Source organism: Amycolatopsis sp. La24 (assembly GCF_029087445.1).
Lineage (GTDB): Bacteria > Actinomycetota > Actinomycetes > Mycobacteriales > Pseudonocardiaceae > Amycolatopsis > Amycolatopsis nivea.
Genome location: NZ_JARACH010000004.1, coordinates 18,806 through 37,094 on the forward strand (window position 1 = coordinate 18,806; position 18,289 = coordinate 37,094).

Here is an 18,289-nt window from a genome sequence, read left to right on the forward strand (position 1 = left end):
GTTTTCGAACCATGGCAGACCACACTCTCCGGACACAGCTGACCCACCCCGATCGCGGCGTCCTGCTGTTCGGCATCACGCCGCCCCGCCTCAGCAACACCCCCGAGCGGATCCGGGAGATCACCGCCGCCACCCTCGCGCGGCTGAGCGACCTCGACGTCGACGGCCTCGCCCTGTACGACATCGACGACGAGAGCGACCGCAACCCCGAGGAGCGGCCGTTCCCCTACCTGCCGACCCTCGACCCGGTGCGCTACCACGCGGACTATCTCAGCGAGTGGGACCGTCCGGCGGTCATCTACCGGTGCGTCGGCAAGTACCCCGAGGCTGAGCTGCGGGACTGGCTGCGGAACGCCGACGCCGACCGTGTGCTGTCGGTCTTCGTCGGGGCTTCGTCGAAGGGCAAGGAGGTGCACACCCGGCTGTCCGAGGCACAGGCGTTGCGCCGGGAAGTGCGCCCCGACCTGCTCCTCGGCGGCGTCGCGATCACCGAACGGCCCGACGAGCACCTGCGGCTGATCGCCAAACAGCAGGCGGGGTGCGCGTACTTCATCTCGCAGGTGATCTACAGCGCCGACGCGGCGAAGAGCATGGTCTCCGACTACTTCTACGCGTGCCGTGAGCAGGGCCTCGACCCGAAACCGGTCCTGTTCACGCTCTCGGTCTGCGGTTCGGCGAAGACGCTGGCGTTCCTCAAGTGGCTCGGCGTGCACGTCCCGCGGTGGCTGGAGAATTCCCTGCGCCACGCGGACGACACGCTGGCCGAGTCGTATGACCAGTGCCTGGCGAACGCCCGGGAACTGGCGGCGTTCTGCCGCAAGCTCGGGATGCCGTTCGGGTTCCTCGTGGAGAGCGTGTCCATCAGGAAGGTCGAGATCGAGGCGTCAGTGGCTCTCGCGCGCGAGGTGAGCGGGTTGCTCGGCCGCAGCGCTACAGCGGATCCAGCGCGGTGATCTTCCACCGTCCGTCAGTCCGATGCGCAGTCACCGACAACTGCCCCACCGACGACTGAGGCGCACCACCACCCGGCAAGATCGTCTGCTGATCCAGGAAAAGCAGCAAACTCGCATCATCACCGTGCAGCGAACGAACCCCGATCGCCCGCACCGTCGTGGTCCGGACGAGCTTCTCAGTCGCCGCACGCTGCCGAGCCGCGGTGAACTGGCTCTGGTACTGACCGACCGCCGAACCAGTCAGCACGTCAGCCGCCGCGCGCGCAGTACGGTCCAAATTCGCGTAGTCGTAGGAAAAAAGCGCCTTCACCGCAGCACTGACCTGGTCGGTAACCTGCGACGTCGCCTCCGTATCGACCATCGCCTCGTCATCCTCAGGCTGCAGCAACGACGCCTGCACCCCGAACCACACCGCGCACGCCAGCGCGACTGCGGTCACTCCCGCGGCGATCGTCCGCCGGTTCACGAGCCCACCGCCTGGATGCCGCCGATTTTCCACGTGTCGCCGTCTCGCGCGAAGTCCACGGCCAAGCGCGCCTGCTTCGCCGAAGGTGCGCCGTCGCCGGTGCTCACGCGGACGTTCAGGACCGCGATCAGCCGGGCGGTTCCTGCCGAAGGATTCAGGTCGGTGACGGCGGCTTGCACCAGGGAAGCCGTCGACACGGTTTTGGTGCGTTTGGCGCGGTCGATCTGCAGTTGCCGGTCGCCCGAGAGGTCCTTGCCGTACTGCCCGGTCGTCGCGGCGATCCAGCGGTCCACGTCGACCGCGCTCGTGCGGTAGTCGATCGTGTTGAGCGTGACCAGTTCCGTGCTCGCGGCGGCCAGCACGGCGTCCCGCGCGCGGCCGCGGGCGAGGCTGTCGTCCTGCGCCGCGCTCCACCACGACCAGCCGAACCACGCGGCGGCCAGCACCGCGACGACGGCCAGCGCGGTCAGCACCCGTCCGCTCAGGAAGGAACCCTCAGCCGAATCAGCCATCACGAACCGCCCAGCAACGCCCCGAGCCCGCCCTTCAACGGCGCGGTCAGCTGGCCCAGCAGACCCGGCAGCTGCTGCTGCGAACCCTGGTCCGAAGGCGCGGAAGCCTTGGGCGCGGCCGGAATCGCGGGCGGCTTCCCGGCGTACGGCGCGTTCTGCGCACCCCGCACCTCGGTCGGGCTGCCCGGCGGCTCCGCGCAGTAGGCGTTCATGTTGACCGGCGCTTCGCTCGTGTCGTTGGCCGGACGCTGTTTCGTGCCCTCGTACCCCTTCGTGCACGAATGCGGATCGAAGAAGTTGAACACCACGCCAAGGTGCCCGGTGCCGTCCGGCGAGGTCGACGGCGAGAACGCCGAGATCACCGGATACGCCACCAGCAGCTCCTCGATCGCGTCCTTCCGCATCGACGTGACCTGCGCGGTGGTGAGCGAGTTCGCGAACAGCACCCCGAGGTCGGTCCCGGACGTCGCGAGCACGTCGCTGATCTGCCGGCTCAGCTGCGGAGCCTCGTCGATCACCTTGCGCACCGCCGGATCCGACGACTTCAGCTGCCCGGCGATCGTCTTCAACCCGGACGCGAACGCCGTGATGTTCTGCGCCTGCCGCTCCTGCGTGGCGAAAACCGTGCGCGAATTCGCCAGCAACCCCTGCGTGTCCGGCACGTACTGGGCGGCCGTCGCGGTGAGCGAACTGGTGCTGTCCAACAGTTTCTGCAGCTGCGGACCGGAACCGGCGAACGCGTCGTACGTCTCGTCCACCACGGTCTTCAGCGATTCCGGATGGACGCTCGCGACCAGTCCGTCGAGATGCGTCAGCACCGAATCCGGCGTCGCGGGCAGCGACGCGCGGTCCTGCGTGATCACCGCGCCGTCCTCCAGGTACGGCCCGGATTCGCGGTCCGGCAGCAGGTCCACGAACTGCTCGCCCACCGCCGACCGGTTCGCGACCTGCGCGTGCAGCGCCGACGGGATGTCCGGGCCGCCGGAGTCGATGTCGAGCCGGACGTCGATGCCGTGCGGGGTGAGCGTCATCGCCCCGACCCGGCCGACCGTCACGCCGCGGTACGCGACCTCGGAGTTCACGAAAACCCCGCCGGAGTCGGGAAGCTGGAGCGTCACGTGATAGCCGCGGTTGCCGAAAATCCGGTCGAGACCGGCGTAATGCCCGCCCGCGTACGCCACCGAAACGACGGCGATCGCGAAGAACACCAGCAGCTGGATCCGGACCTTGCGCGTGTTCATCAGCCGCCTCCCACCAGACCGCCGAGCAATCCGCCCAGCACCCCGCCGTAGCCGGGCTTCGTTCCGCCCGTGGCCGGGGTGTTCGGCAGCGGCAACGGCAGCTGCGGCATCCCTTGCCCGGCAACGGGCGGGGCGGCGCCGGACGTCGAGGGCGTCGGCAGCTGGAACGGCGGCTGCGACGAGTTCGTGAAGTTCTGCACGAGCTTGTCGAGATCCAGGTTGATCCGCGCGTCGACGTTCGCGTAGTCGCCCTTGATCACGTTGCCCGCGTAGTCCGGGAACGGGTAGGTCAGCAGGATCCGCAGCGCGTTCGGCAGGTCCTGGCCCGCCGCGCTGAGCTGGCGCAGCGTCGGCTCCAGCGCCTTGAGGTTCGCGACGAGCTGGTCGCGGCTGCGGTTCACCGTGTCCACCGCGACGCCGGACAGCTTGTTCAGCGCGTTCAGCATCCCCACCAGCTGGTCGCGCTGGTCGGCGACGATCTTCAGCCCGGGCGCGAGTTTGTCCAGCGCGGTGGCGAGGTTCTGCTTCTGCCCGACGAGCGTGGTGGACAGCTTGTCCAGCCCGTCGATCGCGCGCAGGATCTCGCCCTTGTGCCCGTCGAGCTGGGTGGCGAGTTCGTCCACCCGGGACAGCAGCGCGCGCATCTGCGGTTCGTTGCCCGACAGCGCGTCGTTGAGTTCGTGGCTGATGTTCTGCAGCTGGTCGACGCCGCCGCCGTTGAGCAGCAACGACAACGCGCCCAGCACCTCTTCGATCTCCGGGTTGCGGTTCGTGCGCCCGAGCGGGATCTGCGCGCCGTCGGCGAGTTTGCCCGCGGGTTTCTCCGCGGTCGGCGCGCTCAGCTGCACGAACTTCTCGCCGAGCAGGCTGGACTGGCGCAGTTCGGCGTGCGCGTTGGCGGGCAATTGGACGTCGCCGTTCACCGTCATCGACACGAGCGCGGACCGGGTGTCCGGGGTGAGCGCGATCCGGTCGATCCGGCCGACCGCGACGTCGTTCACCTTCACGTTCGCCTGCGGCACCAGGTCCAGCACGTCGGTGAACAACGCGGTGACGTGGTACGGATGGTCGCCGACGTCCGGGCCGCCGGGCAACGGCGTCGAGTACAGCCCGTTGAACCCGCCGTCGCTGCACCCGGCGAGCACCAGCACCCCGGCGAGCACGCCCGCCAGCCGTTTCCGGAGGCGTTTCACTTGCCACCTCCGGGTTTTTGCGTCAGCACGTCCGACAGCGGCAGCGGCAACGGCGGCAGCTGGCCGTTCTGCAGGGAGTTCAGCGCCTGCGGGATCGACGGCAGCTTGAGCGTGCCGTCGAGCACCGGCGCGAGCTTCTTGCAGATGTTCCCGAGCGTGTCCGGCAACGGTTTCGGCGTGCCCGCGCTGATCAACCGGCAGACCGTGAGGATCGGCGGGTTGGTGATCTCGTTCAGGTTGTCGCGCACCGCGATCGTGCCGGACGCCGCGTCGTAGGTGTTGATGAAGTTCGTCGCCCCGGTCGGCGCGATGTCGAGCACCTCGGCGAGCGCGGCGCGCTGGTCCACCAGCACCTTCGTCAGCGACGCCAGTTTGGCCACATTGGACGAAAGCCCGTTCTTGTTGTCCGCCACGAACTGTTTCACGTCCTGCAGCGACGTCGACAGCGATTCGAGCGCGGCCCCGACGTCGTGCGAATCGTCGGCGAGGAAGCCGCTGACGTCCGCGAGCCGCTGGTAGAACTCGTTCAGCTGACTGTCGCTTTGGGACAGTGCGGAGGTGAAGGAGTTCAGGTTCTTCACCGTGGAGAACAGGTCGTCCTTCGAATCGTCGAGCGTGCCGGCCAGTTCGGCGAGCCTGCTGACGGTCGAGTTCAGGTCCTTGCCGTTGCCCTTGAGGTTGGCCGCGGCCGTGTCCAGGAGATCGGAGAACGCGCCGTTTTTGTTGGCCCCGTTGGGTCCCAGCGCGGTGGACAGCTTGTCGAGGCTCGCGTAGAGGTCGTCCAGTTCGACCGGCGTCGCGGTTTTGTCGCGCGCCAGCACGGTTCCGCTCGCGAGCGTCGGACCGCTGTCGTACGCCGGGGTCAGCTGGACGTACCGGTCGCTCACCAGGCTCGGCGACACGACGACCGCGCCGACGTCCTTCGGGATCGGGACGTCGTCGTTCACCTTCATGTCCACGCGCACCGCTTGGCCTTGCGGCGTCACCGCGGTGACCTCGCCGACCGCGACGCCCAGCACCCGCACGGACGAACCGGCGTACAGGCCGACGGTCTTCCCGAAATACGCCGAGATTTTGGTGCCGCCGGTGTCGCGCAGCACCAGGTAGATGCCCGCGGTGAGCAAAAGCGCTGCCACACAAGCGAAGCCAAGCCAGGTGACCAGACTCCGTCCGGCGCGAGTTTCGACAGTCATCGTCCACCCACCCCCTGGTCAGGCGCGGAGATCGGCGGCGTGCAGCCCTCCGGGTTGATCGAGATCCCGCCCGCCGTGATCGTCGGCGGCAGCAGACCGCACAGATACCCCTCGAACCAGCGCCCGTTGCCGGTCGCGTTCGCGCCGACCCGGGCGAACGGGGCCATCAGCTGCAAGCTCCGGTCGAGGTTGCCCTGGTTGCGCTGCAACACGTCGGTCACCTTCCCGAGCGCGGCGAGCGTCGGCCCGATCTGCGTGCGGTTGTCCGCGACCAGCCCGGACAGCTGCTTCGAGATTTCCTGCGTGCCCTTGAGCAGGGTGCTGATCTGCTCGCGGCGCTGCTGCAGTTCGCTGAGAAGCAGGTTTCCGTCGCTGATCACCTGCTGCAGCTGCGCGTTCCGGTCGGACAGCGTCTTCGAGATCTTGCTCGTGTTGGACAGCAGCGCGTGCAGATCGGCGTCGCGCGAGGACACCGTCTTCGACAACGCCGACAGCCCGGACAGCGTGTCCTTCAAATACTTCGGACTGTCCTTGAGGGAATCCGACAGCGCGGTGAAGCTCTGCGCGAGCTGCTGCGTGTCGATGTCGCCGACCGTCGTGGACAGCTGGTTGAACGCGTCCTGCAACTGGAACGGCGTCCGCGTGCGCTGCACCGGGATCGTGGCGTCGGGCGCCTGCGTGCCGCCGCCCTTCGTGTCCAGCGCGAGGTACTTCTCCCCCAGCAGCGTCTTGATCTCGATCGACGCCGTGGACGCGTCGCCGACCCGCACGCCCTTCACCCGGAACTTCACTAGCACCTGCTTGTGCCCCAGCTCCACCGACGTCACCTGCCCGACCTTGACGCCGGCCACCTGCACCTCGTTGTCCGGCGCGAGCCCGGCGGACTCGGCGAACGCCGCGGTGTAGGTGGTGCCGCTGCCGAACATCGGGATGCTGTCGGAAAAGTACGTCACGGCGGTCACCAGCACGATGAGCACGAGCGTGACCGCGCCGACGCTCGCCTGGTTCCGGTCCTTCAGTCGTTTCACGGGCCACACCTCGGCGCGCGTTCGGTGCCGGGGATCGGCACGATCGGCAGCGTCACGTCCAGCGAGGAAATGCCGATGGTGCCTTCGATCCCGCACAGGTAGTAGTTGAACCAGCTGCCGTAGCTCAGGGTCCGGGTGAACTTCTCCAGGTTCCCCGGCAGCACCTGCAGCAGATGCTCGACGAGCGGCTGCGCGTCGTCGAGGTTGTTCGCCAGCTTCCCGAGCTGGGTCACGTCCTGCTGCACGGCGGGACGGGCGTCGGCGAGCAGCCCCGCGGTCGCGTTGGTGAGGTCGCCGAGCGCGCCCACCGCGTCGCCGATCGGCTTGCGCTGCTCGGCCAGCCCGCTCACCAGCCGCTGCGTCTGGTCGACGAGGTCGCCCAGCTGCGGGCCGCGCGCGTTGACCGTGCTGAGCACCTGGTTGAGGTTGTCGATGACCTGCCCGATCACCTTGTCCTTGCCCGCGATCGACGTCGTGATCGACGCGGTGTGCGACAGCAGGCTGGTGATCGTGCCGCCCTCGCCCTGGAACACCTGCACGATCTCCGCGGAAAGCTGGTTGACCTCCTTCGGGTCCAGCGCCTTGAACAGCGGCTTGAACCCGTTGAACAGCACGGTCAGGTTCAGCGCCGGCTTCGTGCGCTCCGGCGGGATGGTGTCGCCGGGAGACAGCGTGTCGCCGCCGCTGACGTCGGTGCCGAGCGAGAGGTAGCGCTGGCCGACGAGGTTGCGGTACTTGATGGTCGCGGTCGCGAGCGAGGGCAGCTTGTACGCCGATTCGACGAGGAACCGCACCTCGGCGTAGTTCTGCTCGCCCTGGTCGACCCCGATCGTCTCGACCTGGCCGACCTTCACGCCGGAGATCCGCACGTCGTCGCCTGCTTGCAGGCCGGACGCGTCGGTGAACTTCGCGACGTAGGAGGCGGTGTTGCCGAAGTTCGTGTTCGCGATCGTGGTGGCCAGGATCCCGGTGAGCAGCACGGTGACCACGGCGAAAATGCCGATCTTGATCAGCGCGGGTACGAACGACCTCATTTCAGCTCCACCTCCGCCCCGCGGTACAGCGGCCCGACCAGCAGCGCCGACCAGCCCGGCACGTTTTCCGGCGCGGTGTTCAGCGTCGGCGAGGCGAGCAGGTCGAGCAGCTTCTGCTCGTCGGCCGACCCGATGATGCTCGGCGCGCCGCCGGTCGACCCGGACCCGCCGGGCAGCGGGCCGTTCGTGAAGTCGCTGGGCAGCGTCCCGTCCGGATCGTGCGGCGGCGCGGGCTTGCTGGCCCCGTCCTTCACCGCGCCGTCCGGCGGATACTGCGGCCAGCGCCCGGGTTTCGGCACCTGCGGATAGCAGCGCGGCCCGCGTTTGTCGTCGTACTTCGGCTCGTCGACGCCGGGCAGGTACTTGCCGCGGCTCGCCGAGAACTCGATCGTCACGCGGCTGACCTCCGGATGCGCGGTGCCCTTGCCGAACGCCAGCTCCGCGTTCGGCACGGTCCCGGCCAGCTGCTTGAGCAGGCACGGGTACTCCGGCGCGTACTTCGCGAGCACGTCGAGCGTGGGCTGCACGGCGGTGGTGAGGCGGATGATGTTGTCCTTGTTCACTTCCAGGAAGCGCGTCAGGTCGGTGGCGGTGCCGGTGACCGAGGAGTACAGGTCGGTCAGGCCGCGCTGTTTCTTCACGATGGTCTGCGTCGTCGTGGTGAGGTCCGCCAGCGCCTGCAGCGCGTCCGGCGCGGCCTTGTCGTAGATGCCGGAAACGTTGGCCAGCCCGGTGATGTCCGCCTTGAGATCGGGCAGCGACGGGTTGAGCTTGCCGAGGTAGTCCGACAGCTGGGTCAGCGTCTCGCCGAGCTTCTTGCCGCGTCCGTCCAGCGCGGTGGACACGGCGTTGAGCGTGCTGGACAGCTTTTCCGGCTGCACCGCCTGCAACAGCGGCATGACGTGGTTGAGCACCTGCTCCAGTTCGATCGCGGTGCTGCTGCGGTCCTGCGGGATGACGTCGCCCGCCTTGATCGGCCGCTGCGGCCGCTCGGGCAGTTGCAGCGCGACGTACCGTTCGCCGAACAGGGTTTTCGGCAGCAGCCGCGCCGAAACGTTCGACGGGATCACGTCGGTCTTGTCCGGCTGCAGCGCCAGTTCGAGCTCCGCGTGGTCGCCGACCGGCCGCACGTCGCGGATCTCGCCGACGAGCATGCCGCGCACCTTCACGTCGCCGCCGACGCGCAGCTGGCTGCCGACGTGGTCGGTCTCCAGCTTCACCATCGTGACCGGCGTGAACACCTTGCGGTACGCGGCGATCGTCGTGGTGAAGAACAACGCCGCCACGACCAGGAACACCAGCCCCAGCAGCTGGTACTGGAGCCGTTTGCGCAACTCTCGACGGGTGCTCATCCGGATATCCGCACTGTCGTGTTCGCGCCCCAGATCGCGAGGCTCAGGAAGAAGTCCAGCACCGAGATCAGCACGATCGACGTGCGCACCGCGCGGCCCACCGCGATGCCCACCCCGGCCGGCCCGCCGGACGCGGTATAGCCGTAGTAGCAATGGGAAAGGATCACCAGCACGCTGAACACGATCACCTTGGCGAACGACCACAGCACGTCCTCCGGCGGGAGGAACAGCGTGAAGTAATGGTCGTACGTGCCCGCGGACTGGCCGTAGAGCCAGATGGTGATCTGCCGCGACGCGAGATACGAGGACAGCAGGCCCACCGCGTACAGCGGGATCACCGCGGTCACGCCGGCGAGCACGCGCGTGGTGACCAGGTACGGCATGCTCGGCACGGCCATCACTTCGAGCGCGTCGATCTCCTCGGAGATCCGCATCGCGCCGAGCTGGGCGGTGAACCCGCAGCCGACGGTGGCCGACAGCGCGAGCCCGGCCGACAGCGGAGCGACCTCGCGGGTGTTGAAGTAGGCGGAAATGAACCCGGTGAGCGCGGCGGTGCCGAGCTGGTTCAGCGCCGAATACCCCTGCAGGCCCACGATGAGGCCGGTGAAGAGCGTCATGCCGATCATCACGCCGAGCGTCCCGCCGATCACCGCGAGCCCGCCGGTGCCGAAGCAGACCTCGGTGAGCAGCCGCGTGGTTTCGCGGCCGTAGCGGCGGATCGTGCGCGGCGACCAGGCGAGCGCCCGGCCGTAGAACGACAGCTGTTTCCCGAGTCCTTCGAGGCTCGCGCCGGGGCGCGCGATGATCTCCAGCGTCCGGTCGGACGCGCGCGTCTGCTCGATCGGTTCGGCCGTCATGTCACAACGCCTTCGGGGGCACGACTTTGAGGTACACGGCGGTCAGCACGACGTTGATCAGGAACAGCAGCAGGAAGGTGATCACCACCGCCTGGTTCACCGCGTCGCCGACGCCCTTCGGCCCGCCCGCCGGGTTCAGCCCGCGGAACGCGGCGACCACGCCCGCGACGAAGCCGTACAGGAACGCCTTGATCTCGCTGATCCAGAGGTCCGGGACCTGCGCGAGGGCGTTGAAGCTGGCCAGGTACGCGCCGGGCGTGCCGCCTTGCAGGACCACGTTGAAGAAGTAGCCGCCGAGCACGCCGACCACGCTGACCAGGCCGTTGAGCAGCACCGACACCACGATCGCGGCGAGCACCCTCGGCACCACGATGCGCTGCACCGGGTTGACGCCGAGCACTTCCATCGCGTCGATCTCTTCGCGGATCTTGCGCGCGCCGATGTCCGCGCAGACCGCGCTGCCGCCCGCTCCGGCCACCAGCAATGCGGTGATCAGCGGGCTCGCCTGCTGCACGATGGCGAGCGCGCTGGCCGCGCCGGTGAAGGACTGCGCGCCGATCTGCGTGGTCAGCGATCCGAGCTGCAGCGCGATGACCGCGCCGAACGGGATCGCGACCAGGGCCGTCGGAAGAATGGTCACGCTCGCGAAGAACCAGCACTGCTGGATCCATTCGCGGAACTGGAACGGGCGCTTGAAGATCGCCCGCAGGACCTCCCAGGACAGCGTGGCGAGCCTGCCGACCTGGGTCAGCGCCGCGGTGCCCGGGAGAGTGACCGAGCCGCTTCCGCCCACCGCACCTCCCAGTAGTCACCCCCGAGTCTTGCCCATCCCCGCCCGCCGATTTCGGTTAGCGGTGTTCACTCCCGTCCCTTCAGCCCCCGGCGGTCACCCTAGGCGCACCAGCACCCGACCTGCTCACAATTTCAGCGCGTGCGTGGCGGTGGCCCCGCCGTCGGCGACGAACTCGCCGCCGGTGCAGTACGAACTCTCGTCGCTGCCGAGGAACACCAGCAGCGGCGCGATCTCGTCGGCGCGGCCCACCCGGCCGAGCGCGACCTTCTTGCCCACCCAGGACACGTCCACGTCCGCGCCCGCCGCGTCGGACACCATCTTCGTGTCGATCATGCCCGGGTGCACCGAGTTGACCCGGATCCCGCGCGCGCCCAGTTCCAGCGCGGCGACCTTGGTCATCCCGCGGATCGCGAACTTGGTCGCGGTGTAGGCGACGAGGAACGGCATCCCGGCCAGACCCTCCACAGAGGACACGTTGACGATGGAGCCGCCGCCGGCCCCGGCCATCGGTTCAACGACCGAGCGCATGCCGAGAAACGCCCCGATCTGGTTGATCCGCACGACGCGTTCGTATTCGGCGAGCGGCGTCTTCGCGAGCTCCGAGAAATACAGCACCCCGGCGTTGTTGACCAGCACCGTCGGCGGTCCGAACTCGGTCACCGTGGTCTCGACCGCGGCGGTCCAGCCGTCCTCGTCGCTCACGTCGAGATGGCAGAACACCGCCGCCTCGCCGAGTTCCGCGGCGAGCGCTTTGCCCTCGTCGTCGAGGACGTCGGCGATCACCACCTTCGCGCCCTGCGCGACGAACGCTCGCGCGGCGGCGGCGCCCTGTCCGCGGGCCGCGCCGGTGATGAGGGCGACCTTGCCGGACAGCCGGTGCTCAGTCATGCGTCCTCCGGGTTCAGGGGAGCGAAAGCAGATCGGTCGCGGCGAACATCCGCTCCGGGTCGCGGCCGGCGAAGTGCCCGCCGACCTTTTCGGCGAGTTCTGCGGTGGTCCAGGCGCCGTTCGCGGTGTCGAACCGCTCCTCCACCGACGGCGGTTTCAGCAAGGCGACCATGCCGCCGTGCACGACGAAGACCTGGCCGTTGATCGCGTCCGCCTCCGGCGAGGCGAGGAATGCGACAAACGGAGCAACGTGCTCTACCGACAACGGATCGAGCCCGTCCTCGGGTGCTTCGCCGAAGACATCCGCGGTCATCGCGGTGCGGGCGCGCGGGCAGATCGTGTTGGCGCGCACGCCGTACTTCGCGAGCCCGCGCGCCGCGGACATGGTGAGCGCCGCGATCCCGGCCTTGGCCGCCGAGTAGTTGGGCTGGCCGGGCGAACCGACCAGGAACGCCTCGGACGCGGTGTTCACGAGCCTGCCGTACACCGGCTGACCCTCCATTTTGGAGCGATCGCGCCAGTACGCGGCGGCGTTGCGGGACAGCAGGAAATGCCCTCGCAGGTGCACCGCGATGACCTTGTCCCAGTCCTCGTCGGACATCGAGAACAGCATCCGGTCGCGAAGCACGCCCGCGTTGTTCACGACGATGTCGAGGCTGCCGAAGTGGTCGACCGCGGCCGACAGCAGTTCCTTCGCGGTTTCGGCCGCCGAGACGTCCCCGGCCACCGCGAGCGCCTTGCCGCCCTGCTTTTCGATCTCGGCGACGACATCTTTCGCCTCGCCGATGTCGTTGACCACGACGGACGCGCCTTCGCGGGCCAGCGCGAGCGCCTCGGCCCGGCCGAGCCCCGCTCCGGCCCCGGTGACGACAGCGACCTTGCCTTCGAGCGTCATCGAACCGCCCCGGCCCGGTCGCCGTGCGTGTTCCCTGCGGTCGGTTCCACCCGCGAGCCTCCTCGTCGAAGCCTGCCTGACGCAGCACAGACTAGAATCTGTTCTCGTATTGAGCAAGCCCCGATTAACCGGTCGTGAACAGGGCGTTCTTCGGGCAGTTCGTCACCGCTTGCGAAACACGTTCTACTTCTTCCTCCGGAACCGGCCCGATCACCAGGTTCTCGTCGTCGTCGAGATCGAACACCTCCGGCGCGAACCCGACGCAGACCGCGTTCGCCTCGCAGAGCGACCGGTCGACACTGACCTCCATGCTTCCTCCCGTCCGCCACTCCTGGTACAACTAGAACAGGTTCTAGCTTACCGCCGGGGCCCGGTACGACACCACAACGAGACCGGCGGGGTGGAGGTGACGGGTGCGGATCGACTACACGCCGCGGCAGCGGGAACTGGCCGCTGAGCTGCGGGAGTACTTCGCCGAACTGATGACCCCGGCGCGGCGGGAAAGCCTCGCCGCGCCCGGCGGCGAGTACGGCGACGGCTTGGCGTACAAGGAAATCGTGCGGCAGCTCGGCAAGGACGGGTGGCTCGCGCTGGGCTGGCCGCGCGAGTACGGCGGCCAGGACCGCAGCATGCTCGACCAGCTGATCTTCACCGACGAGGCGGCGGTCGCCGGGGTGCCGGTGCCCTTCCTGACGGTGAACACGATCGGCCCCACGATCATGCGGTTCGGCACGCCGGACCAGAAGGCGTTCTACCTGCCGAAGATCGCCGCCGGCGAACTGCATTTCGCGATCGGCTACTCCGAACCGGGCGCGGGCACGGACCTCGCGTCGCTGCGCACGCGGGCGACCCGCGACGGCGACGAGTACGTGGTCAACGGCCAGAAAATGTGGACCAGCCTGATCGAGTACGCCGACTACGTGTGGCTCGCCGCGCGCACCGATCCGGAGGCGCGCAAGCACAAGGGCCTGTCGATCCTGATCGTGCCGACCTCCGCGCCGGGGTTCTCCTGGACGAAGGTGCACACCGTCGCCGGCCCGGGCACCAGCGCGACCTACTACGACGACATCCGCGTGCCGGTCACGTCGCGGGTCGCCGAGGAGAACGCGGGCTGGCCCCTGATCACCAACCAGCTCAACCACGAACGCGTCGCGCTGACCTCGGCCGCGCCGGTGCGGAAAGCGCTGGCCGACGTCGTGGAATGGGCGCGCGCGGAGTCGCTGACCGACCGCGAGTGGGTTCGGACGCATCTCGCGCGCGTGCACGCCTACGCGGAGTATTTGAAGCTGCGGAACTGGAAAATCGCCTGGGCGGCCGCGGCCAGCGAACTCGGCCCGGCGGAGGCGTCGGCGACCAAGGTGTACGGCACCGAGATGGCGATCGAGGCGTACCGGCTGCTGATGGAGGTGGTCGGCGCGGCCGCCGTGGTGCGCGACGGCTCCCCCGGCGCGGTGCTCGCGGGACGGCTGGAACGGCTGCACCGCTCGGCCTTGATCCTCACTTTCGGCGGCGGCACCAACGAAGTGCAGCGCGACATCGTCGCCGCCACCGCCCTCGGCCAGCCCGTGACCCGTTAATAACCCGACCAAAAGTAGGCCGACCCCCCACACGGCACGTAACCGTTGCCACGAAAGCCATTCGGCCGTGGCTGTGGTCGGGTTATTAACAGTCTGCACAGTAAGGAGTTCTCCTGGTGGACTTCTCTCTCACCGAAGCACAAACCGACCTATCCGCACTGACCCGGCGCATTCTCGCCGACCAGGTCACCGCGGAATCGCTGGGCCCGCACGGATCCGGCGGTTTCGACGCTCCACTGTGGACTACCTTGGCCCGCTCCGGCGTCCTCGACGCGGCCCTGCCCGCGACGGTGGGCGGCGGCGGTTTCGGCTTGCTGGAACAGTGTTCAGTCCTGATCGAGATCGGCCGCGCGGTCGCCCCGGTCCCCTATCTGTCGTCCGTCGTCCAAGCTGGCTCGGTGCTCACCGATCCATTGCTCGCCGAGCGCTGGCTGCTGCCGGTTTCGCGCGGTAAAGCCGTGCTCGCGGTCGCTTTGGGCGGTTCGTTCCTCGCTTCAGACGGACGCCTCACCGGTACGCAGACCGCGGTTCCCTTCGCAGCCTTCGCAGACGCCTTACTCGTCGAAGCCAACGACGGCGTGTACATCGTCGAGAAGGACGCTGTCGGGGTCTCTATCGAAGCGCAGTCCACCACGGACCACGCCGACGCGGCTTTGGTGACGCTGTCCGATACCCCCGGAGTCGCTCTCGGTGACGTCGGCGAGCAACTGCGCCTTCGCGGCACTCTCGGCGCTTGCGCGCAGCAGTTGGGCGTGTTGGAACGCGCGCTCGAACTGACAGCTGCGTACACGCGTGAGCGCAAACAGTTCGACAAGGTGCTGGGCAGCTTCCAAGCCGTCCGACACCGGCTCGCCGACGCGTACATCGACGTCGAAGCCGTACGGCTGACGCTGTGGCAGGCAGCCTGGAAACTCTCCGAAGGCCTCCCCGCCGCCGCTGACGTGGCCACTGCGAAGTTCTGGGCCGCCGAAGCCGGACACCGCGTCGCGCATACCGCAGTGCACCTGCACGGCGGCGTCGGCATCGACGTCGAGCACCCCGTCCACCGCTACTTCGCCGCCGCGAAGCGCCTGGAGTTCACCAGCGGCGGCGCAACGGAGCAACTGCTGGGTCTCGGCGAGCTGGTGGTCAGTCCACCGGCGTGATGTGCCGCAGCCGACGCGGTCCGGTATCCGGCCGCGTCGGCGGTGCGCCCACCACCAACCTCGCGTTGGCGACAAACGCCCCGTCCGGCGACGCGAGGATCGGGTCCAACGCCAACGACCGCACCTCCGGGTTGTCCTCCGCGAGCGCCGCGACGCGCAACACCATGTCCTGCAACGCCGCGAGGTCCGCAGGCTCGTCACCGCGATACCCGGTCAACAAGGGCGACGTACGCGGCTCCCGGATCAGCGTCGCCGCGTCAACGTCCGTCAACGGCACCGCCCGGTACGCGCGGTCTCCGAGCAGCGTGCTGACCAACCCAGACAGCCCGAACGAGACCAGCGTGCCGAACGACGGGTCGTCCTGCAGCCCAATGGCGCACGACAGTCCCTTCGGTGCCATCTGTTGCACGTACACGTCTTCATCGCCAGACACCGCGCACAGGTCTCGGTACGCGACACGTACGGACTCTTCGGACATCAGGTCGAGCCGTACGCCAGCGAAGTCCGGCCGCCCGCGCAACCGCTCGTCAACGGCTTTCAGCGTGACCGGATACCCCAGCTCCGCCGCCGCGGCCACTGCCTTGCTTTCGCTGGCCGCCACCCGGAACGGCACCACGTCCACGCCGTAACAGCTGAGCAACCGCACCACGTCGTCGTCGGAGAGCAGCGTCGAACTGCCGTCCTCCGGCAGCAACTCGCGCACGATCTCCTGCGCCTGCTCGACGTGCAGACCACTAGGCCGCACCAACGTCCCCTGCGGCCGCTGCCGCCACGCGGCGTACCGCACGACGCGCGCCAACGCGTTCACCGCACGCTCCGGACTCGAGTACGACGGAATCGACCCACGCGTCGGTACCCCGTCGTCCGAAAGCACCGCCAACTCGTGCGGCACGCCTTCCGCGGCGAGGAACGTCGAGACGATCGGCTTCGACTGCTTCACCTCCGACACCGCTTCGCGCAACGCTCGCGCGTACGCGGCCCCAGGAATCGCTACCGGCGGCGCGAACACGGCGATCAACGCGTCGGTCTCCGGCGAATCCAACGCCTCCCGCACCGCCGTCGCGAACTCGTCCGGCCCCGCCTGCGGCCCGATGTCCACCGGATCGAACGCGAGCCGCAACCCCTCCGCACGGGCGGTGTCGGCGGCCAGCAACCCGATCGCACTGGAGTTCCCGACAATCCCGATCCGCGGCCCCGCCGGCAACGGCTGATGCGCGAACACGAGCGCCGTGTCGAACAGCTGCGCCAACGACTCCACGCGCACGACGCCGGCCTGCTCGAACAACGCCTGCACACTGGCCTCGTCGACCTCCGCCGACGTCGCCGCGAGCTGCGGCCGCACCGCATGCCGCCCCGACTTCACCGCGACGATCGGCTTCGACCGCGCCAACCTGCGCGCCAGCCGCGCGAACTTGCGCGGGTTGCCGAACGATTCCAGATACAGCAACACCAGGTCGGTATCTGGATCGGTTTCCCAGTACTGCAGCAAGTCGTTGCCGGACACATCCGCCCGGTTGCCCGCCGACACGAACGTCGACAACCCCAGCCCACGCGACCCCGCGTCGGCCAGAATCGCCGTCCCCAACGCCCCCGACTGGCAGAAGAACCCGGTCCTCCCCCGCTTCGGCAACCGCGGCGCAAGGGTCGCATTGAGCCGCACGTCTTTCGCGGTATTCAACACGCCCAGCGCATTCGGCCCGACCACGCGCATCCCGTGCGCCCGAGCCTCGCCGACCAGCCGCAACTCCGCGTGCAACCCCAGCGGCCCCGACTCCGCGAACCCGCCGGACACGATCACGAGCGTCTTGACGCCCTTGGCCAAACAAGCGTCCAGCACGGACTCGACGGCCTCCGCCGGAACCGCCACCAACGCCAGATCCACCGGATCAGGAATGTCCAGCACCGACGGATACGCCCGCACCCCGCGCACCGACCGATGCTCCGGATTGACCGGATACACCGCCCCCGCGAAGTCGGCCGCGAGCATGTTCGCGAACGCGACATGCCCGACCTTGGTGGGATCGGCGGACGCCCCGATCACCGCCACCGTGTTCGGATGAAGCAGATTGTGCACACTCCGCGCCTCGGCCGCCTGCTCCCTAGACCGCGCGACCGCGAGCGACTCCTCCGTCGGATCGATGTCGAACTCGAGATGCAGCACACCTTCCTCGATCGCACGGCTGACCTGGTAACCCGCGTCGCGGAACACGCGCACCATCGCCGCGTTCTCGCTCAGCACCTCGGCGACAAACCGCCGCAACCCGCACTCCGATGCCGCGGCGGCGAGGTGCTCCAGCAGAATCGACCCGAGCCCGCGCCCCTGATGCTTGTCGTCGACAACGAACGCGACCTCCGCCGAAGGCCCGTGATCGAGCCGCTCGTAACGCCCCACCGCGACCACGTCGTCCCCGAGCAAGGCCACAAACGCGACGCGATCGTGGTGGTCCACAGTGGAAAACCGCTCCAGATCCCGCGGCGGGATGCGAGGATAGGCACCGAAATACCGGAAATACCGGGTGCGGTCGGAGAGCCTGCTGTGCAGGGCCACGAGCCCGTCAGCGTCGCTCGGCACGACGGGTCGCAAGTGGACAGTGCCACCGTCGGAGAGGACTACGTCGGCTTCCCAATCGCGGGGGTAGTCGTAGGGATCACGCTTCCCATCCGCGGCGGGGCTTGGTGTCTCTCCCGACGGGCCGCTCCCGCCCGCTGCGTCCGGCTTCGCTGGCTGTCCCGACGCGCTGCTCCCGTCCGGCCTCGCTGCCGCAGACTCTCCAGCTGCTGCCTTGCCTTCTGCCGCAACGGAATCAGGCCGTTCCGATGCCACGCCACCCGCAGCCTGGTCCGCGCCGGACTCGCCCCGGGCAGGTCCGCTTGGCGAGCCGCTGTCTCCGTGCCCGCCCTCCGCATCCGATGCCGCCGCTCCGGTCGGCGTCCCGGCTGCGCTGGTCCCGCCCGCGGCGTAGCGGATGTCGCGTTCGGAAGTGGGCGCACCAGTTCCGCCGGGCGCCCCGGCCACGTTGGCCCCGCCCGCCGCGTAACGAGCGTCGCGTCCAGACGAGCCCCCAGGCGTCGGAGCATCGGTTCCGCCGGACTCCGGCGTTCCCGCCGCGCCGGGCCCGCCCGCCGCGTAACGAGCGTCGCTCCCGGGGTTCGGGGCATCGG

The 18,289-nt window shown here is 68.7% G+C and carries 17 protein-coding genes; 3 read left to right on the forward strand and 14 right to left on the reverse strand.

Annotation, left to right across the window (positions count from 1 at the left end; genetic code table 11):
- The first annotated feature begins 11 nt into the window (after nucleotides 1-11).
- Complete coding sequence (locus tag PUT80_RS06810) at nucleotides 12-953, forward strand: 5,10-methylenetetrahydrofolate reductase (RefSeq protein ID WP_275291412.1); 942 nt, start codon at nucleotides 12-14, stop codon at nucleotides 951-953.
- Here PUT80_RS06810 and PUT80_RS06815 read toward each other — a convergent pair.
- The 13 genes from PUT80_RS06815 to PUT80_RS06875 form a co-directional block, all read right to left on the reverse strand.
- Nucleotides 931-1,419 carry a hypothetical protein gene (locus tag PUT80_RS06815; RefSeq protein WP_240691349.1) on the reverse strand — a complete coding sequence of 163 codons (489 nt, stop codon included), beginning with the start codon at nucleotides 1,417-1,419 and terminating at the stop codon, nucleotides 931-933. The two genes, PUT80_RS06810 and PUT80_RS06815, sit on opposite strands and share 23 nt — an antisense overlap.
- On the reverse strand, nucleotides 1,416-1,931 hold the full coding sequence (locus PUT80_RS06820) for a hypothetical protein (protein ID WP_275291413.1): 516 nt from the start codon (nucleotides 1,929-1,931) through the stop codon (nucleotides 1,416-1,418). The genes PUT80_RS06815 and PUT80_RS06820 overlap by 4 nt, the downstream gene beginning before the upstream one ends.
- Nucleotides 1,931-3,172, reverse strand: a complete 1,242-nt coding sequence (locus tag PUT80_RS06825) for an MlaD family protein (RefSeq protein WP_134730198.1) — start codon at nucleotides 3,170-3,172, stop codon at nucleotides 1,931-1,933. Before PUT80_RS06825 ends, PUT80_RS06820 begins: the two co-directional genes overlap by 1 nt.
- Nucleotides 3,172-4,365 carry an MCE family protein gene (locus PUT80_RS06830; RefSeq protein ID WP_275291414.1) on the reverse strand — a complete coding sequence of 398 codons (1,194 nt, stop codon included), beginning with the start codon at nucleotides 4,363-4,365 and terminating at the stop codon, nucleotides 3,172-3,174. Before PUT80_RS06830 ends, PUT80_RS06825 begins: the two co-directional genes overlap by 1 nt.
- Nucleotides 4,362-5,558 (reverse strand): MCE family protein, encoded by a 1,197-nt coding sequence (locus tag PUT80_RS06835; protein ID WP_134730200.1) that lies wholly within the window; start codon nucleotides 5,556-5,558, stop codon nucleotides 4,362-4,364. The genes PUT80_RS06830 and PUT80_RS06835 overlap by 4 nt, the downstream gene beginning before the upstream one ends.
- Nucleotides 5,555-6,586, reverse strand: a complete 1,032-nt coding sequence (locus PUT80_RS06840) for an MCE family protein (RefSeq protein ID WP_037810110.1) — start codon at nucleotides 6,584-6,586, stop codon at nucleotides 5,555-5,557. Before PUT80_RS06840 ends, PUT80_RS06835 begins: the two co-directional genes overlap by 4 nt.
- Nucleotides 6,583-7,620, reverse strand: coding sequence for an MlaD family protein (locus PUT80_RS06845; protein ID WP_275291415.1), 1,038 nt, complete (start codon nucleotides 7,618-7,620; stop codon nucleotides 6,583-6,585). The genes PUT80_RS06840 and PUT80_RS06845 overlap by 4 nt, the downstream gene beginning before the upstream one ends.
- The gene (locus PUT80_RS06850) at nucleotides 7,617-8,972 is read right to left on the reverse strand and encodes an MCE family protein (RefSeq protein ID WP_275291416.1); all 1,356 of its coding nucleotides are present in this window, start codon (nucleotides 8,970-8,972) and stop codon (nucleotides 7,617-7,619) included. The genes PUT80_RS06845 and PUT80_RS06850 overlap by 4 nt, the downstream gene beginning before the upstream one ends.
- Nucleotides 8,969-9,829, reverse strand: a complete 861-nt coding sequence (locus PUT80_RS06855; protein WP_009075203.1) for an ABC transporter permease — start codon at nucleotides 9,827-9,829, stop codon at nucleotides 8,969-8,971. Before PUT80_RS06855 ends, PUT80_RS06850 begins: the two co-directional genes overlap by 4 nt.
- A gap of 1 nt (nucleotide 9,830) precedes the next feature.
- Nucleotides 9,831-10,622: an ABC transporter permease gene (locus tag PUT80_RS06860; protein WP_037353718.1), complete on the reverse strand. Its 792-nt coding sequence runs from the start codon at nucleotides 10,620-10,622 to the stop codon at nucleotides 9,831-9,833.
- Between the two features lie 123 nt (nucleotides 10,623-10,745).
- Entirely contained in the window at nucleotides 10,746-11,510 is a 765-nt protein-coding gene (locus tag PUT80_RS06865; protein WP_238607592.1) for a glucose 1-dehydrogenase, read from the reverse strand.
- Nucleotides 11,511-11,523: 13 nt separating this feature from the next.
- Nucleotides 11,524-12,405: a 3-oxoacyl-ACP reductase gene (locus PUT80_RS06870; RefSeq protein ID WP_037809817.1), complete on the reverse strand. Its 882-nt coding sequence runs from the start codon at nucleotides 12,403-12,405 to the stop codon at nucleotides 11,524-11,526.
- A 124-nt stretch (nucleotides 12,406-12,529) separates the two neighbouring features.
- Nucleotides 12,530-12,715 (reverse strand): ferredoxin, encoded by a 186-nt coding sequence (locus tag PUT80_RS06875; RefSeq protein WP_037809816.1) that lies wholly within the window; start codon nucleotides 12,713-12,715, stop codon nucleotides 12,530-12,532.
- 103 nt (nucleotides 12,716-12,818) lie between these two features.
- Between PUT80_RS06875 and PUT80_RS06880 the strand changes: the two genes are divergently transcribed.
- Both PUT80_RS06880 and PUT80_RS06885 read left to right on the forward strand, forming a co-directional pair.
- Entirely contained in the window at nucleotides 12,819-13,982 is a 1,164-nt protein-coding gene (locus tag PUT80_RS06880; RefSeq protein WP_037809815.1) for an acyl-CoA dehydrogenase family protein, read from the forward strand.
- Between the two features lie 116 nt (nucleotides 13,983-14,098).
- Nucleotides 14,099-15,127: an acyl-CoA dehydrogenase family protein gene (locus PUT80_RS06885; protein ID WP_275291417.1), complete on the forward strand. Its 1,029-nt coding sequence runs from the start codon at nucleotides 14,099-14,101 to the stop codon at nucleotides 15,125-15,127.
- Here PUT80_RS06885 and PUT80_RS06890 read toward each other — a convergent pair.
- Complete coding sequence (locus PUT80_RS06890) at nucleotides 15,111-17,951, reverse strand: bifunctional GNAT family N-acetyltransferase/acetate--CoA ligase family protein (protein WP_275291418.1); 2,841 nt, start codon at nucleotides 17,949-17,951, stop codon at nucleotides 15,111-15,113. The genes PUT80_RS06885 and PUT80_RS06890 overlap by 17 nt on opposite strands.
- Nucleotides 17,952-18,289: the final 338 nt, after the last annotated feature.

Coding starts and splice junctions, on each gene's coding strand:
- PUT80_RS06835 (WP_134730200.1), bottom strand. CDS start 5,558: ATGACTGTCGAAACTCGCGCCGGACGGAGTCTGGTCACCTGGCTTGGC.
- PUT80_RS06810 (WP_275291412.1), top strand. CDS start 12: ATGGCAGACCACACTCTCCGGACACAGCTGACCCACCCCGATCGCGGC.
- PUT80_RS06875 (WP_037809816.1), bottom strand. CDS start 12,715: ATGGAGGTCAGTGTCGACCGGTCGCTCTGCGAGGCGAACGCGGTCTGC.
- PUT80_RS06820 (WP_275291413.1), bottom strand. CDS start 1,931: ATGGCTGATTCGGCTGAGGGTTCCTTCCTGAGCGGACGGGTGCTGACC.
- PUT80_RS06845 (WP_275291415.1), bottom strand. CDS start 7,620: ATGAGGTCGTTCGTACCCGCGCTGATCAAGATCGGCATTTTCGCCGTG.
- PUT80_RS06865 (WP_238607592.1), bottom strand. CDS start 11,510: ATGACTGAGCACCGGCTGTCCGGCAAGGTCGCCCTCATCACCGGCGCG.
- PUT80_RS06850 (WP_275291416.1), bottom strand. CDS start 8,972: ATGAGCACCCGTCGAGAGTTGCGCAAACGGCTCCAGTACCAGCTGCTG.
- PUT80_RS06855 (WP_009075203.1), bottom strand. CDS start 9,829: ATGACGGCCGAACCGATCGAGCAGACGCGCGCGTCCGACCGGACGCTG.
- PUT80_RS06870 (WP_037809817.1), bottom strand. CDS start 12,405: ATGACGCTCGAAGGCAAGGTCGCTGTCGTCACCGGGGCCGGAGCGGGG.
- PUT80_RS06825 (WP_134730198.1), bottom strand. CDS start 3,172: ATGAACACGCGCAAGGTCCGGATCCAGCTGCTGGTGTTCTTCGCGATC.